Annotated in this window: 13 protein-coding genes; 7 read left to right on the top strand and 6 right to left on the bottom strand. The window is 48.1% G+C overall.

The genetic code is table 11. From position 1 onward, the window contains the following. Nucleotides 1-69 precede the first annotated feature (69 nt). The 7 genes from mnmA (at nt 70) to QZ323_RS10730 (ending at nt 7318) form a co-directional block, all read left to right on the top strand. Entirely contained in the window at nt 70-1167 is a 1098-nt protein-coding gene (mnmA, locus tag QZ323_RS10760; protein ID WP_294634686.1) for a tRNA 2-thiouridine(34) synthase MnmA, read from the top strand. Between the two features lie 55 nt (nt 1168-1222). After that, on the top strand, nt 1223-2593 hold the full coding sequence (locus QZ323_RS10755) for a S8 family serine peptidase (RefSeq protein ID WP_294634685.1): 1371 nt from the start codon (nt 1223-1225) through the stop codon (nt 2591-2593). A 10-nt stretch (nt 2594-2603) separates the two neighbouring features. Beyond that, entirely contained in the window at nt 2604-3845 is a 1242-nt protein-coding gene (gene xseA, locus QZ323_RS10750) for an exodeoxyribonuclease VII large subunit (protein WP_294634684.1), read from the top strand. Nucleotides 3846-3924: 79 nt separating this feature from the next. After that, complete coding sequence (gene xseB, locus QZ323_RS10745) at nt 3925-4140, top strand: exodeoxyribonuclease VII small subunit (RefSeq protein ID WP_294634683.1); 216 nt, start codon at nt 3925-3927, stop codon at nt 4138-4140. A 45-nt stretch (nt 4141-4185) separates the two neighbouring features. After that, nucleotides 4186-5205, top strand: coding sequence for a branched-chain amino acid aminotransferase (locus QZ323_RS10740; RefSeq protein ID WP_294634682.1), 1020 nt, complete (start codon nt 4186-4188; stop codon nt 5203-5205). 3 nt (nt 5206-5208) lie between these two features. After that, entirely contained in the window at nt 5209-5967 is a 759-nt protein-coding gene (gene trmB, locus QZ323_RS10735; RefSeq protein ID WP_294634681.1) for a tRNA (guanosine(46)-N7)-methyltransferase TrmB, read from the top strand. 250 nt (nt 5968-6217) lie between these two features. Then, nucleotides 6218-7318, top strand: a complete 1101-nt coding sequence (locus QZ323_RS10730) for an Mrp/NBP35 family ATP-binding protein (protein WP_294634680.1) — start codon at nt 6218-6220, stop codon at nt 7316-7318. Nucleotides 7319-7584: 266 nt separating this feature from the next. Here the strand turns inward: QZ323_RS10730 and QZ323_RS10725 are convergent, their stop codons facing one another. From QZ323_RS10725 to QZ323_RS10700, 6 genes are all read right to left on the bottom strand, one after another. After that, entirely contained in the window at nt 7585-9690 is a 2106-nt protein-coding gene (locus QZ323_RS10725; RefSeq protein ID WP_294634679.1) for a TonB family protein, read from the bottom strand. Nucleotides 9691-9706: 16 nt separating this feature from the next. Continuing rightward, on the bottom strand, nt 9707-10072 hold the full coding sequence (locus QZ323_RS10720; protein WP_294634678.1) for a BlaI/MecI/CopY family transcriptional regulator: 366 nt from the start codon (nt 10070-10072) through the stop codon (nt 9707-9709). A 461-nt stretch (nt 10073-10533) separates the two neighbouring features. Then, complete coding sequence (locus QZ323_RS10715) at nt 10534-11766, bottom strand: ABC transporter permease (RefSeq protein ID WP_294634677.1); 1233 nt, start codon at nt 11764-11766, stop codon at nt 10534-10536. Beyond that, nucleotides 11766-12944: an ABC transporter permease gene (locus QZ323_RS10710; RefSeq protein ID WP_294634676.1), complete on the bottom strand. Its 1179-nt coding sequence runs from the start codon at nt 12942-12944 to the stop codon at nt 11766-11768. Before QZ323_RS10710 ends, QZ323_RS10715 begins: the two co-directional genes overlap by 1 nt. Nucleotides 12945-12976: 32 nt before the next feature. After that, nucleotides 12977-13936, bottom strand: coding sequence for an HlyD family efflux transporter periplasmic adaptor subunit (locus QZ323_RS10705; protein ID WP_294634700.1), 960 nt, complete (start codon nt 13934-13936; stop codon nt 12977-12979). Nucleotides 13937-14030: 94 nt separating this feature from the next. Further along, entirely contained in the window at nt 14031-15518 is a 1488-nt protein-coding gene (locus QZ323_RS10700) for a TolC family protein (RefSeq protein WP_294634675.1), read from the bottom strand. Nucleotides 15519-15789: the final 271 nt, after the last annotated feature.

Raw genomic sequence — 15789 nt, 5'->3', positions numbered from 1 at the left:
GTATCTCATTTCAGCGGCTTCTGCCCGAAATCATCTATTTTTGTAGGCTAATTAAATGAATAATCCAAGATGGACAAATCGGAGAAGCGCGTATTGGTTGGCATGAGCGGTGGCATAGACAGCACCGCCACTTGTCTGATGCTGAAAGAACTGGGATATGACATTGTCGGTCTGACCCTATGGGTGTGGGGAGACGACCCCACGGAGGCCCGGCAACTTGCTGCAAACATGGGCATTGAACACTATGTGGTGGACGAGCGGGAGGATTTCCGTAAGACTGTCGTGCAGAACTTTATCGATGAATATTGCAACGGACGGACGCCGAACCCTTGTGTGATGTGCAATCCTCTGTTTAAGTTCCGCATACTGGCGGAGTGGGCGGATAAGTTGGGTTGTGCCTTTATAGCCACCGGACACTACTGCCGGTTGGAAGAAAGGAATGGAAAGACGTACGTCGTGGCAGGCGATGACGACAAGAAAGACCAATCCTATTTTTTGTGGCGGCTGGGGCAGGACGTGCTAAGGCGTTGTATTTTTCCTTTGGGTACATATACGAAGTTGCAAGTGAGGGAATATCTGCGCAGCAAAGGCTTCCGTCTGAAGGCGGAAGAGGGAGAGAGCATGGAGGTCTGTTTCATCAAGGGAGACTACCGCGACTTTCTGCGCGAACACTCTCCGCAGATAGACAGTGAGATAGGAACCGGCTGGTTTGTCAATTCGCAGGGAGTGAAACTGGGCGAGCACAAAGGCTTTCCCTATTACACCATCGGCCAGCGCAAGGGACTGGAAATAGCATTGGGCAAGCCGGCATACGTGCTGAAGATAAATCCGCAGAAGAATACCGTGATGCTGGGTGACGCCGAACAACTCCGTGTGGAGTATATGCTTGCCGAGCAGGAGCAGATCATTGATGAACAGGAGTTCTTCTCTGCCACCGGACTGGCAGTACGCATCCGCTACCGCAGCAAGCCGATACCTTGTACTGTCGGGCGGCTGGACGACGGACGTCTGCTTGTGCATTTCTTGCCCGAGGCTTCGGCAATTGCCCCCGGTCAGTCTGCCGTATTCTACATCGGAAAGCGTGTGGTGGGCGGTGCGTTCATCGCTTCGCAACGCGGAATCGGTCTGGTCATTGCAGAAAACAATAATGTGGAGAAATATTCATGACTGTGCGGGACGGGGAATACTCTACCGCAGATTTGCATAACATTTTTATAAATCAATGAGAAAACTGTTTTCCTTTTTGGCCATTGCCTGTTTTGTGACAGGGGCTTTGGCTCAGCAAGATACGTTGAAGTATCGCATCAGTTTAAGGGATAAAGCTGCTACCGGCTATTCGTTGGAGAAGCCGGAGGCGTTTCTTTCCGACAAGGCAATCGAACGACGCAAGAGGCAGAATCTTCCGATAGACTCTACCGATCTGCCGGTATGTCGTAAGTATATGGACGAGATTCGTAGACTGGGAGCACGCATTGTGGTGACCGGAAAGTGGAATAACTTTGTGACAGTCTCTTGCAACGACCCGGCGCTGATTGATCGTATCGCTGCGTTGCCTTTTGTGCGTTCTACGGAGAAAGTGTGGATGTCTCCTGGTGCCTATAAACCTACCATGTCTGTCGGGCGCGATTCTGTTGTCAATCAGCCTACGATATATCCCGACAGTGTTTACGGGCGTGCCATCACTCAGATTCAACTTAGCAATGGCGATAAGTTGCATGAAGCAGGTTTTCGGGGAGAGAGCGTCACAATTGCCGTCATCGATGCCGGTTTCCATAACGTAGACCGGATTACCGCCATGCAGAACATCCGCATCCTTGGCACCAAAGACTTTGTGAACCCTCAGGCAGATATTTTTGCCGAAAGCAGCCACGGCCTGTCCGTGCTCTCCTGCATCGGCATGAACCGTCCCGAAGTGATGACCGGAACAGCTCCCGAAGCTGCTTTCTGGTTGCTCAGGAGCGAAGACGAATATTCCGAGCACCTGGTGGAACAGGACTACTGGGCTGCGGCAGTCGAATTTGCCGATAGTGTGGGCGTGGATGTACTGAATACTTCGTTAGGATACTATACCTTCGATGACAAGTCTAAGAATTACAGATACCGTGATTTGGACGGCCAATATGCGTTGATGTCACGCCAAGCCTCAATGGTGGCGGACAAAGGAATGGTGCTCGTGTGCAGTGCCGGAAATTCCGGTTCGGGTCCTTGGAAGAAGATAACCCCTCCGGGCGATGCAGACAATGTGTTGACCGTGGGAGCTGTGGACAAGAGAGCCGTACTGGCACCTTTTTCTTCCATTGGCAATACGGCGGACAATCGGGTGAAACCGGATGTCGTTGCTGTCGGCTTGGGTGCAGACGTCATCCGCACGGATGGAAACCAAGGAAGGGCAAACGGTACTTCTTTCTCTTCGCCCATCATGTGTGGCATGGTGGCTTGCCTGTGGCAGGCATGTCCGGACCTGACAGCGAAGGAGTTGATCGAACTGGTACGCCGCGTGGGCAATCGTGCCGATTTCCCTGATAATATTTACGGTTATGGTGTGCCCGACATGTGGAAGGCATATCAGCAATACAAGGAAAGCCATAAATAAACCCCAGATAATGGATGCTTTATCATTATATGACTTAAATGCTTTGGTGCGCCATCATATCGAATGCGGTATGCCGGATGAATATTGGGTGCAAGCCGAACTGAGCGACGTGCGCACCAACAGTACAGGTCATTGCTACCTGGAATTTATTCAGAAAGACCCGCATAGCAACAGCTTGGTTGCCAAAGCACGGGGAATAATTTGGTCGAATATCTTCCATTTGTTGAAACCTTACTTCGAGGAATCCACCGGACAAGCTTTTGTATCAGGTATCAAAGTGTTAGTGCAGGTCACGGTCACCTTCCACGAACTGTATGGCTATAGTCTGACTGTTCAGGACATTGATCCCACCTACACTTTGGGCGATATAGCTCGCCGCCGTAAGGAGATTCTGGATCAACTTGCCTCAGAAGGCGTGCTCACCCTGAACAAAGAACTTGAAATACCGCAACTTCCGCAGCGTATCGCCATCATCTCTTCGCCCACAGCAGCCGGGTATGGTGATTTTTGTCATCAGTTGCAGCACAATCCCCGTGGTTTCTTCTTCCGCACGGAACTGTTTCCGGCATTGATGCAAGGCGACCGTGTAGAAGAATCCATACTCTCCGCCCTGGATCAGATACTTGTCCGGCAGGATGACTTTGATGTGGTAGTCATCATTCGTGGCGGAGGGGCTACGTCCGACCTTTCCAGTTTCGACACCTACCTGCTTGCCGCTTCGTGTGCCCAGTTCCCTTTGCCCGTCATTACTGGCATTGGGCATGAACGGGATGATACGGTGCTCGACAGCGTGGCGCACACTCGAGTGAAGACTCCTACAGCTGCCGCCGAATTTCTGATAAGCTGCTTGGGCATGACTGCCGACCGCCTGGAAATCCTTGCCGGACGTTTGCGCGAAAGTATCCTTTTCCGATTGGCAGAAGAGCATCGCAGGCTGGACGGATGCAGAAAACGTATTCCCTCGGCTGTTGTTCGCCGCCTGTCCGAAGCCAAACTGACGTTGCTGACCGTTCGGAAAGATATCTTCCAGTCCGTCACAGCCTCCCTCTCGCGCCAGCACCATCGCCTGGAACTGTTGCAGCAGCGCCTTACGGACGCTTCGCCTGAGAAAATGCTTGCCCGCGGTTACAGTCTTACGTTGAAAGACGGAAAAGTAGTGAAAGACGCCTCTTCCCTGCGCGAAGGCGACGAAATCCTTACCCGCTTCTTCCGTGGCAAAACCACTTCCGTAATTACAAATAGTGAATTATAAAAAAAATGAATTGTCAATTATCAATTGTCAATTATCAATTGTCAATTGTTAATAGTCAATAGTCAATTAATAAAAAGCCATGCCTACTTCAAAGAAAAAGGAAACCTATTCTCAAGCGATGGATCGCCTGGAGAAGATTGTCCGCCAGATAGACAATAACGAGTTGGAAATAGATGTGCTTGCCGAAAAGATAAAGGAAGCGAATGAGATCATTGCGTTTTGCAGCGATAAACTGACTAAAGCTGATAAGGAAATTGAAAAATTACTGTCAGAGAAGCAAAAATGTGAAGAATAAGCCGTATTTTTGTTGCAATTAGAATGAATTTAAAAACTTTGAGATATGAAAGAAATGGATTGGTCCAATCTGTCGTTCGGGTATATGAAGACAGATTACAATGTGAGAATTAATTTCCGCAATGGCGCATGGGGAGAACTGGAAGTCAGCAGTAGCGAACTGCTCAACATTCACATGGCGGCTACCTGCCTGCATTATGGTCAGGAAGCATTCGAAGGACTGAAAGCATTCCGCGGAAAAGATGGTAAGGTGCGCATCTTCCGTCTGGAGGAGAACGCAGCCCGTTTGCAATCCACATGCCGTGGCATCATGATGGCAGAATTGCCGACAGACCGCTTCAAAGAGGCCGTGCTGAAGGTAGTGAAGCTGAACGAACGTTTCATTCCGCCCTACGAAAGCGGTGCATCCCTCTATATTCGTCCGTTACTGATAGGAACAGGCGCACAGGTAGGTGTTCGTCCTTCTGCTGAATACATGTTCCTGATATTCGTAACTCCGGTAGGACCGTACTTCAAAGGCGGCTTCTCCACCACTCCCTACGTCATTACACGCAAATATGACCGTGCCGCTCCGCTCGGAACCGGTATCTATAAAGTGGGCGGAAACTATGCGGCCAGCCTGCGTGCCAGCCATGAAGCCCATGTTGCAGGTTACTCCGCAGAGTTCTATTTGGATGCTAAAGAAAAGAAATACATCGACGAGTGTGGTGCTGCCAACTTCTTCGGAATCAAAGATAACACCTATGTCACTCCTTTGTCTACTTCCATCCTGCCCTCTATCACCAACAAGAGCCTGATGCAACTTGCCGAAGACATGGGTATGAAGGTGGAACGTCGTCCGATTCCTGAAGAGGAACTTACTACGTTCGAAGAGGCAGGTGCTTGCGGAACAGCAGCCGTCATCAGCCCGATAGAACGTATCGATGATCCGGAGAACGGACATTCCTACGTGATAGCCAAAGACGGCAAGCCGGGACCTGTTTGCACGAAGTTGTACAACAAGCTGCGTGGAATCCAATATGGTGACGAACCGGATACACATGGCTGGGTAACCATTGTGGAGTAACGTATGAGTAAAGGTAAGTTAGCTAAGTTTGCCGATATGGCAGACTATCCGCACGTGTTTGAGTATCCCTATTCGGCAGTGGAGGATGTACCCTTTGAGATGAAAGGAAAATGGAACGAGTCATTCTTCAAGAATGACCGTCCCATTGTACTGGAGTTAGGATGCGGACGTGGTGAATACACGGTCGGACTGGGACGCCTGTTTCCCGATAAGAACTTTATTGGTGTAGACATCAAGGGTGCCCGTATGTGGTCCGGTGCTACGGAATCCTTGCGTGCTGGCATGAAGAATGTCGCTTTCCTGCGTACGAACATTGAAATCATCGACCGTTTCTTTGCAGAGAACGAAGTGAGCGAGATATGGCTGACCTTCTCCGACCCGCAGATGAAGAAAGCAACCAAGCGTTTGACCTCCACCTATTTCATGGAGCGTTATCGCAAGTTCCTGATACCGGACGGTATCGTCCATTTGAAGACAGACAGCAACTTTATGTTCACCTATACCCGCTACATGATTGAGGAGAATCATTTTCCGGTAGATGTGATGACGGAAGACCTCTATCATTCCGGTATGGCTGACGAGATTCTCAGCATCAGGACCTACTACGAGCAACAGTGGCTGGACCGCGGGCTGAACATCAAGTACGTCAAGTTCCATCTGCCCAAAGAAGGTGAGTTGCATGAACCCGATGTGGAAATAGAACTGGATGAATATCGCAGTTATAACCGCAGCAAGCGGAGCGGATTGCAAACCAGTAAATAACGGAGGATGAATGGTGGGCATATCAAAATAGAGGTTGTCACAGATTACTCAGATTGACATGGATTATTTAGATTATTCAGATAATCATAGATTATGTGCGTTCTATACTATACTTTAATAACATCTGTGTAATAGATGATAATTTGTGCAACCTGTGTCACCTATACTATTTGCGTTAATCTGTGTAATTTGTGGTGAACTGTCCGAACCAGGTTTCCTTTAATTTTCAACTTTCAATTTTTAATTTAAAATGACCCTTTATCCTAAACTAATTTTAGACGCATTGGCAACAGTGCGTTATCCCGGCACCGGAAAGAACCTCGTGGAAGCAGAGATGGTTGCCGACAATATGCGCATAGATGGGATGAAAGTCAGTTTCTCGCTGATATTCGAGAAATCGACCGACCCTTTCATGAAGTCAGTGGTAAAGGCTGCGGAAGCGGCTATTCATGCGTATGTATCCAATGATGTGGAAGTCACTATCGCCACCGAAAGCAAACAGGCTGCACGTCCCGAACCGGGCAAGATGTTGCCCCAGGTGAAGAATATCATCGGAGTCTCTTCGGGCAAAGGTGGTGTGGGTAAGTCGACGGTAGCTGCCAATCTGGCTGTCTCTTTGGCAAAGTTGGGCTATAAAGTCGGTTTGTTGGATGCTGATATTTTCGGTCCCTCTATGCCTAAGATGTTTCAGGTGGAAGATGCCCGTCCGTATGCCGAGAATATTGGAGGTCGCGACTTGATTATACCAGTAGAGAAATATGGCATCAAGTTACTTTCTATTGGTTTCTTTGTAGACCCCGACCAGGCTACTTTATGGCGTGGCGGCATGGCAAGCAATGCCTTGAAGCAGTTGATAGGGGATGCCAATTGGGGCGATCTTGATTATTTCCTTATCGACCTCCCTCCCGGCACGAGCGATATCCATCTGACCGTAGTGCAGACGCTCGCTCTAACGGGAGCCATTGTTGTCAGCACTCCGCAGGCAGTGGCATTGGCTGATGCACGCAAGGGCATCAACATGTTTGTCAATGACAAGGTGAATGTCCCCATCCTCGGTCTGGTAGAGAACATGGCTTGGTTTACGCCTGCAGAGTTGCCTGAAAACAAGTATTATATTTTCGGTAAAGAAGGTGCCAAACAATTGGCAGAAGAGATGAATGTTCCTCTGTTGGGGCAGATACCTATCGTGCAAAGCATTTGCGAGAGCGGTGATAACGGTACACCGGTAGCGCTGGATGAGAACACAGTGACCGGACGCGCCTTCCTACAACTGGCGGCAGCCGTAGTCCGTCAGGTGGACAAGCGCAATGTGGAAATGGCACCGACGGAAGTGGTGAAGATGAATAAGTAGCTTTTAGAAATTGTTCTTTTAGAGTTATCGGGAGTTATTCGGGAGTTAGAAGAAGGTGTGTCATAATGCCCGAATTGAAAGAATCACCCCTGAGCACTGACTACGCTGGTTATTAGTAAGAAAAGCAATAGGATAAATCGCTTTTTCATGGTATATGATTTTTTTGATTATCTGCATCCTGCCCTTGTGCCGAAGTGAACGGCCAAGGGCAGGGCTTGCGGATAATCTATTAGTTATAAGAGAGAATTTCTTCTTGGATTGTAGCTTTATTGTAACTTAAAATCAATAGGGAACGTGTATCTTACGTTGACCGCCTTTCCTTTTTGCATGCCCGGTTTCCATTTCGGCATGTTTACCGTTACGCGGATGGCTTCCGCATCCAATAGCGGTTCGGCGCTTTGGGTTATTTTAGGGCTTATAACGTTGCCGTTTTCGTCGATGACGACTTGTACGACTACCCGTCCTTGCTTTTTGGCCTGTTGTGCTTCTACCGGATATTTGATGTGTTGGGCAAGATACCTCATCAGTCCTTCTGTGCCACCGGGGAATGAAGGCATCTGCTCTACGGCTTCAAAGACAGTGATTACGTTGTTGTTTACCGCAGGCTCTTTTCCGTTCGTCTGGTTTGTAACGACTACCGAACCTGCAATCGTCTGCACAGGCTTGTATTCCTCCTTCTTTTCATCATTCAACCGGAACATGACGGGGATCGTATATTTCACCCGTACAGCTTTTCCTTTCTGCATGCCCGGTTGCCAGTTGGGCATTGTGCTGATGACGCGTACTGCTTCGTTGTCCAAATCAGGGTCCACTCCGCGCAGAATACCTACATTGGAGATGCTTCCGTCGGTATTTACAATGAATTGCACGGTGACGCGCCCTTGTGTACCATTCTTCATTGCATTTACCGGGTATTTGATGTTTTTCGCCAGAAATTGCATCACACCTTGTATGCCGCCATCTGGGAATACGGGCATTTGTTCTACTACCTCAAACACCGGATTGTTCGGATCGTTGGCAGGCGGATTCAGCCATTTGTCATTCATGACAATTTTTATTCCGGTGCGTTTTTCATGCTCTATTGGGGTACCTCCTAACATATATTTGCTGTCTTTTTCCCATCTTATGGCTATGGATGGGGTATTCTCGAAAGCAAGGATGGAGAACTCTCCGTTCTTGTCGGTCCGGAATGACTGGTTTTGCGGCAGTTTGTGTCTTCCTTTTACGATCACTTCTGCTCCTTCCACCGGATTGCCGTCTTTGTCCACTACCACTCCCTGATAGGTTACAAGTTTATCCTTGTCCTGTTGCGGCGCAGGTGTTTCAGATTGGGTTGCTGTTGTTACGGAGGGTGTTTCCAGCGTTTCCGGCAGGGCTTCCGTTTCCGTTGTAAGGATCATTCCGGTAGTGGCGGTTTCCGTGTCCGGTGCTGTCACTTTCGGCGTCAGATTCTCTTCTACAGCCTCTATGACATCTTTGGCCACTTCTCTGGTGGTGCGTGCCACGGCTTCGATGTTGCTGATAATCATCAGTAAGGCTGCCAAAGGGAGGAACATGATGTACTTGGTCCTTCCTATTTCTCGGGTTCTTTTCTTGTTCATCATTTTGATACGCTTTTTTAAAGGTAAAACATTGAAACTATTATAGATAGTTGCTGCAGCCTTGTGATGGGAGAGTCCTAACAGGTGATACTGATAGGTTTTGGAGTCGTACCCGGTTTCTAATACGCGGTTGTCCGCCAGATATTCCAAATTGGTGCGGATCTCGCGTTTCATGAGCCAGGCGAAGGGATTGAACCAGCAGAATATGCATACCGTCTCACTGATCAGCACGTCCACCGAATGCCATTGGCTGGCATGAGTCTGTTCGTGAGTCAGTATCTCGTTCAATTCCTCCTCGGTGTGGTTATCCGGATAGATAAATATCCAGTGGAAGAAAGAGAAAGGCCCGTCTGCTTGCTTGAGCAGGCGTACATCGGTACCGTTTATCCGCGTCTTCCGGCAACGGAAGGAGAGGCGGATGATACCGATGAGCTGTATGAGCAGGCGGATTGCCAGTAGAACCACCACTCCCCAATAGGTGAAGCCCGCTGCATGATGCAGGAGGGTTTTCCAGTCGGTGTCCGTTTGTTCGGGCATGAGAGTGATTTCCGGCAGGATGATGTCGGCGTACAGGTCTGCCATTGCCACCATGGGTTTCTGCTCCGTAATCCATGTCTGTATGTTCAGCAAGGGATACAGGGCAGAAACGGCAAAGAAACACAGCAGTGCCGTCCTGCGCCACGTGAAGAACGTGTCTTTATAGAAAAACAGCCGATAGAACGCATAGAACAGCGCAATGGCTACGTTTATTTTTAGAAAATACGCTAACATCTTTCTGTTTGCTTTTTTAAGATTCTTTCCCTTTCTCAATCATGTCTATGATGTCTTTCAGGTCATTGGTCGAAATCTTCTGCTCTTTGGCGAAGAACGAGACCATTTCCTTGTATGAGTTCTCAAAGTAATTGCGCACGAATCCGCTCATGAAGGTACGTTTGTACTCGCTTTCGCGGATGGCGGGTGTGTATTGGTACGTATTCCCCACCCGTGTGACTGTTACATACTGCTTGCGCTCCAAATTTTTCACGATGGAAGCTACTGTGGTGTAGGGAGGCGTCGGCTTGGGATATTTGGCAACAATGTCTTTAATGAAGCAACTGCCCAGTTCCCAAATGTAAATCATTGCTTCTTCTTCTTGTATAGTTAACTTTTCCATGGAATAAAGTATTTAAATGAATTCAATGCAAAGCTACGAAACTTTCGTAGCCTTGCAATAAACAGTTGGTTAATTAGTGTGAAATACCTTCCGAAAGTTCTTTTTTCATAGGAGTCGTTCACTTATCCGTCATGCGGTATAAGCCGTATTAAGTAAATAAGAAAAAGACTTTTTCTTAACAAAACAGTGGAGAATGTCCGCTTTTCGGAAGATGCAGGATTCACTCACTGAATGAATGCCATTGACTCAGGGACTGAAAGGCATTCACTCAGGGACTGAAACCCTTTCAGTCCCTGAGTCATTATCCCCCCTCTCAGAAGGTATTCTGGAGGGGGCGAGGGGCAAAAATGCCTTCAAAATACATGTATAGAAAAATATTGACAATTGAATTGCCTTCCACAATTTTATCCGTGGGTTATCGTCATTTCGAGACGCTCTCCTCGGATGATTCCAATCGTTGTTTACCGACCTTTATATTCCTTGTACTTCTCAATCACATGTTTCCGGCTTTGGATGATCTGCCAACGATACACCCCGCAGGTGGTCAGGAAATAGATACCTGCCTGTATCCACAAAGCCCTGTATTCGGGAGCCACTTCGTTGAGGCTGGCTCCCATGCTGTTGATGCGTACGAAACCATTGATTCCGAAAGTCGACGGGAAGATGTAGGAGAAATATCTCCAGAAGTCCGGCATTGCCGCACCGGGCCAGGAGATGCCGGAAAGGAACAGCAAGGGTACGGAGGTGAATACGAATAGCAACATGCAGGTTTCCCGATTGCGTATGGCTATCGAGGCAGTCATTGCGAAGAAAATGCAAGCTGCCAGATAGGGTAGGGTAAACAGTGCCAATATATCCGGTCGGCCTATTTGGATAAGACTGAACAGACGTGGTACTACACAAAGCACATAGACAGATACAAGAGCGTACACCATGAAGTAACTCAATCCCTTGCCAAGGACAATGCGTAACGTTCCGTTATAGTGGCGGTTGATGGGCACCAAATCCCTGAATCGGTTGTGTTCGCGCGCAGTTCCGACGGATAGTCCGATGCCGAGCAGCAAGGTCTGCTGGATGATCAGTATCAGCACGGCAGGTATCAGGAACGCAGCGAAACCATTGGTCGGGTTGAAGAGGGCGACATCCTCATATTTTATCGGATAGGTGGTGATCTCATCCTGCCGGTGGGTACTGTTGCCGGCACGCTGTATCTTTATGTCGGCGTTCATGTCCAGTGACACGCTTGTGTTTGCATTCAGCAAAGCCTTGTAGTAGAGCAGTCCGCTCATGTCGCAGAACAGGCTGACTTGGGTCTGCTTCCCCTGCGCGATGTTGTCGCTGAAGTCGGCGGGGACATAGATAATGCCATATGCAAGGCGCTCTTTCAGCATCAGCTTCGCTTCTTCCATGTCGGCACAATAGGACACGATCTTCACCTCTGGGCTGGCATCCACTTTCCGCAGATATTCGCGGCTCAATGCACTGTGTGAATAGTCTACTACAACGGCAGGAACCTCACGTATCGTCTCATTGGTGTAGATGAAAGCATAAATCAGCGGATACATCAACGGGACAAGCACGAAAAAGATGAGCACACCCTGATCGCGGAAAGTTGTGCGGAACTCCTGCATCCAGATATAAAACAAATCGTGGATACCTTGTATGATTTTCTGTTTAAACGTCAGCTGTTTCATTAGGGCACATATTTATAGTAAATCAACGCTCCTTTCAGTCGATGTACAATGAGAAAAGGAAGCATCATGAAAATGAGTAATGCCACGTAGTTGATCCATGAATAGGCCATCGGATAACCATTCAGTGCCTGGTCTACATAAATCAGGAAATAGTGGCGTAGCGGGAACAAGTTCGCCAATCCTTGCAACATGGGATGCATGGCCATAGCAGGAAACGACAGACCGCACATCGAGAACGAGAGTACTCCCCAAAGCGATGCGAAACTCAGTCCCAGGCGCAAGGTAGGTAATGTCCCTATCATGAGCACTCCCATCCCTTGCGATGCCAGCACCAGGCATAGAGTGGCAAGCAACATTGGCAGGATACCGCTGTTGCAAGGGAAATGAAGAAAACCATATAGGTACACATTATATAATATGCCCATCAGGAAAAAGACGGCGGTATGCGGCAAGAGCTTTCCGGCAAGGGAGATGTAAATGGAGTTATTTCCCATACGCAACCACTCGCGGGCTGTACGGTCTTTTATCTCCACACCGATGGAGTAGACGGTTATCATGAAAATCAACAGCATCAATACGCCCGGTGCAAAAGTGTTGCACAGATAGACGGAATAGTTCAACCAAGGATTGTTCAGTGGGTGCGTGTCGATGACGATGGGTTGTAGGAATGCCATGGCTTGCGCCTCAGTAGCTCCTTTGGCATACAGGCTGGCGCGTGCGGCGGCTCCTGATGCCAGTTCACTCATCATTTTCATGTCTTTGTAGAGCAGCGAGCCGGCAATGAGCAGCGTGTTGTTGGTATAGAACGAGACAGTAGGTTGCCGTTGGGATTGTACTTTGGCTGTAGTTCCTTGCGGGATATAATAGAAACCGTATATTTCCCCAGACTGCATGGCTGTGCGCGCCTCACTGACAGTAGGGTAGTGGGCTACAACGGCAGTCTGCTCGAAAGCATCCAGGTTACGCGCGAGTTGGCGTGAAGTGGAGGTCATATCCTGATCCACTACACCTATGGGCATGTTGACAGGAAGCCCCGAACCCATCAGCGTGGTGAAAAATACATAGCAGAACAGTGGAGCTATCACCATGCAGAACAGATACAACGGGCGGGAAACCATTCGTCGGCATTCCCGTTTCAATACGTTCCACAAGGCGATGTGTTTTTTGTCTCGTACCATTTTCCACTTTCCATTTTCCACTTCCCACCTTGTTACTTCTCCAATATTACCGACATTCCCGGACGCAATCCTTCCACTTTCTCTTGCGGCACAGCTCTCACTTCGAAGGTTTTCAGGTCGAACTGTCCGGTGGTTTTGGTCGCTTTCCATGCGGCGTATGTACCGAGGTCTTTCATGTAGTTCACCTTCAGCCGGATATCTTTGTTCAATGCTGGAATGAAGGCTTCAAACTCTGTATTCACGTTCAGTCCTTGCAACAAGTCTTCACGGACGTTGAAGGTCACCCATAAGTCATCCATTATGGCAATATTCATGATAGGTGCACCGGTTCCCACCAGTTCGCCTGCTTGCGGGAATATCTCGGAGACTTCTCCTGCCGTTTGTGCTATCAGATAAGTCTCTTTGATATAGGATTCTACTTCGGCTACGGCACCTTTCGCACGATTCACCATAGCGGCGGCAGCGGCTTTGTCTTCGCGTTCGGCACCGTTTCTTGCCATGTCGTACTGTGCTTTGGCAGCTTTCTCGGTAGCTATGGCAGCATCACGTTGGGCAGTGACTTCATCCAACTTCTGTGCAGACATGACACCTTGGTCGGTAAGGTTCTTCACGCGTTTGTATGATTTCTCGGCGATGGCAAGTCCGGCTTTTGCTTTCTGCCACATTTCAAAGGCACCCTGCACTTGCTCATGACGGGCACCTTTTTGTGCTTTCTCATTTTGCGCCTGTGCAGCGGCTTCTGCGGCACGCGCCTGTTCCAGTTTTGCCAACACGTCCGGGGCTTCCAGTATGGCAAGCGTATCTCCTGCCTGCACGCTTTCTCCCTCTTTCACCCGAAACTCCAGGATACGTCCCGGCACTTTGCTTGATACACGATACTCGGTGACTTCCGCCTGTCCTTGTACGATTTCCGGTCCTTTGCGCAACATAAAGAACCCCACTATGGCTACTATGGCAATGACGCCTGTCAGTGTCAGAAATGCCAGCAGCATGTTACTGTTTTGTGATTTTGTATCCAATTTATCTAAATATTAAATGTTAACTTTCCATTTCCTGTTTTAATTGTCAATTATCAACTGTCAATTATCAATTGTCAATTGATAACCGTCCCTCCGCCTTCTTCAGATAAATATCAGCCAGTTTCACGTCTATCTGTGCATCTATCTTATCCGATTGGGCGGAAAGCCATGCTGTATGCGCTTCCAGGACATTGCTGGCGGCTATCACTCCTTCTTCAAATCCGAGGGTGGCATAACGCAGGTTTTCATTGGCTTTTTCCAGATTCTTTTCTGCCATAGTCAGTTTCTTGGCGGCTTCATTCATTTTGAAGACGGATTGGTTGACTTGGAGTTCTATCTTTTCTTTGGCATCATCCAGTTGGTATTGGGCGATACGTGCTTCTGCTTTGGCTGCTTTCACTTTATACAAGCCTTCGCCCCAATGCCAGATAGGCACTTGCAATACGACACCCACGTTCCACATTCCCTTGAACTTCTTTTCGAAGCCGTTGAAGACAGACGGGTTGGTCATCATGTAGCTGCCCATCAATGCCAGTGAAGGCATATATTCGGAGCGGGTGACATTGATCTTTTGCTTGTAGATCTCCGTGGCAAGCTGCAGGCTGCGCACTTCGGGACGCATGGCATAAACGCTGTTCATGTCTATGCTTTCGGCAGCCGCCGCATTCGAACCGAGATCATCTTCCTGTTCGTCTTTCAGGGTGATGGGAGAGGAAAGGTCCAATCCGCATAGTTGGCATAACAACATTCTGGATAGGCTTAAGCCATCTTCCACTTTGGTCAGTGTCATTTCTGCTTCGTTCACTTTCACCTTTACCGACAGTCCGTCTGCTTTGGTGGCTACGCCTTCGGCTATCATCTTGTTTACATCGTCTTCCAACTTCTGCAATAACTTCAGATAGCCTTCCGCCAACTTCTTTTTGCTGGCTAACGATACTACTTGCCAATAGGCTTGGTCGGTGCTGAGGATGACGTCTTGCAAGCCGCTGGCGTGTTGCTGGCGTGCCAACTCTTCAGCATATCGGGTAATTTTGTTGTAGGCGCGTATTTTACCACCCATATATAAAGGTTGTGTCAGAGTCAGCGCACCTGCATACATGTTGCGGGTATCCGTGCGGAAAGCATCCACAAGGGAGTTGCCGAGTCCGTTCAGCGGAGTAGCTACGTCGATGTTACCCAATGCCTGAATCAATGCCATGAATTGAGGGTTCTGCGCCAGTCCGGGATTCTGCGTCAGGATGTTTTGTATGCCTGCTTGCATGGCACCACTCACTTGGGTTCCCATAGAGCTTAATGCGCTTTTTTGGTTGTTGTTCAATAATGAGATTTCTTTTTGGGTACGCATGTATCCACCTGTGGCGGAAATGTCAGGAAGATAGTTGGTAAATGCCGCTTTTCTCTGATAATGGGCGGAATTTATTTTTTCTTGGCTTATCAGTAGCTCTTTATTGTTGGCTATAGCCAATGCACGGCAACTATCAAGGCTTAATATCTCTTGTGCGCCTGCAACGATGGTTATGCATGCTAAACTGATGAAACATAAGAACTTTCTCATTGTATATAATATTAATAAAGGTGATAAAAATATTGTTTGTGTAACAACAATAATTGCATAAACAACGATGCAAATGTATAGGCTTTCAATGAGACTTCAAAATAAATTAATTATTTTTAGTCTGTTTGATTCTTTGTCTAATAAACAGCTTTGAGAAGTAACTTGTTTTTTGTCCTGAATTCCTTTTAGGATTTTTTTGATTTTTAGAAACTGTTTGTAACTATTCAGCGAATCGAATACAATCATGTTGGTCAGCAACAATTTTAGAATA

Source organism: uncultured Bacteroides sp. (assembly GCF_910585845.1).
Classification (GTDB): Bacteria; Bacteroidota; Bacteroidia; order Bacteroidales; family Bacteroidaceae; genus Bacteroides.
Note: the sequence above shows the minus strand (reverse complement) of the source record. Positions and strands in the feature narration are given on the sequence as shown.

Bases quoted from the DNA above. Each gene is read 5' to 3' on its own strand.
- mnmA (WP_294634686.1), top strand. From the start codon at position 70: ATGGACAAATCGGAGAAGCGCGTATTGGTTGGCATGAGCGGTGGCATA.
- QZ323_RS10755 (WP_294634685.1), top strand. From the start codon at position 1,223: ATGAGAAAACTGTTTTCCTTTTTGGCCATTGCCTGTTTTGTGACAGGG.
- xseA (WP_294634684.1), top strand. From the start codon at position 2,604: ATGGATGCTTTATCATTATATGACTTAAATGCTTTGGTGCGCCATCAT.
- xseB (WP_294634683.1), top strand. From the start codon at position 3,925: ATGCCTACTTCAAAGAAAAAGGAAACCTATTCTCAAGCGATGGATCGC.
- QZ323_RS10740 (WP_294634682.1), top strand. From the start codon at position 4,186: ATGAAAGAAATGGATTGGTCCAATCTGTCGTTCGGGTATATGAAGACA.
- trmB (WP_294634681.1), top strand. From the start codon at position 5,209: ATGAGTAAAGGTAAGTTAGCTAAGTTTGCCGATATGGCAGACTATCCG.
- QZ323_RS10730 (WP_294634680.1), top strand. From the start codon at position 6,218: ATGACCCTTTATCCTAAACTAATTTTAGACGCATTGGCAACAGTGCGT.
- QZ323_RS10725 (WP_294634679.1), bottom strand. From the start codon at position 9,690: ATGTTAGCGTATTTTCTAAAAATAAACGTAGCCATTGCGCTGTTCTAT.
- QZ323_RS10720 (WP_294634678.1), bottom strand. From the start codon at position 10,072: ATGGAAAAGTTAACTATACAAGAAGAAGAAGCAATGATTTACATTTGG.
- QZ323_RS10715 (WP_294634677.1), bottom strand. From the start codon at position 11,766: ATGAAACAGCTGACGTTTAAACAGAAAATCATACAAGGTATCCACGAT.
- QZ323_RS10710 (WP_294634676.1), bottom strand. From the start codon at position 12,944: ATGGTACGAGACAAAAAACACATCGCCTTGTGGAACGTATTGAAACGG.
- QZ323_RS10705 (WP_294634700.1), bottom strand. From the start codon at position 13,936: ATGCTGCTGGCATTTCTGACACTGACAGGCGTCATTGCCATAGTAGCC.
- QZ323_RS10700 (WP_294634675.1), bottom strand. From the start codon at position 15,518: ATGAGAAAGTTCTTATGTTTCATCAGTTTAGCATGCATAACCATCGTT.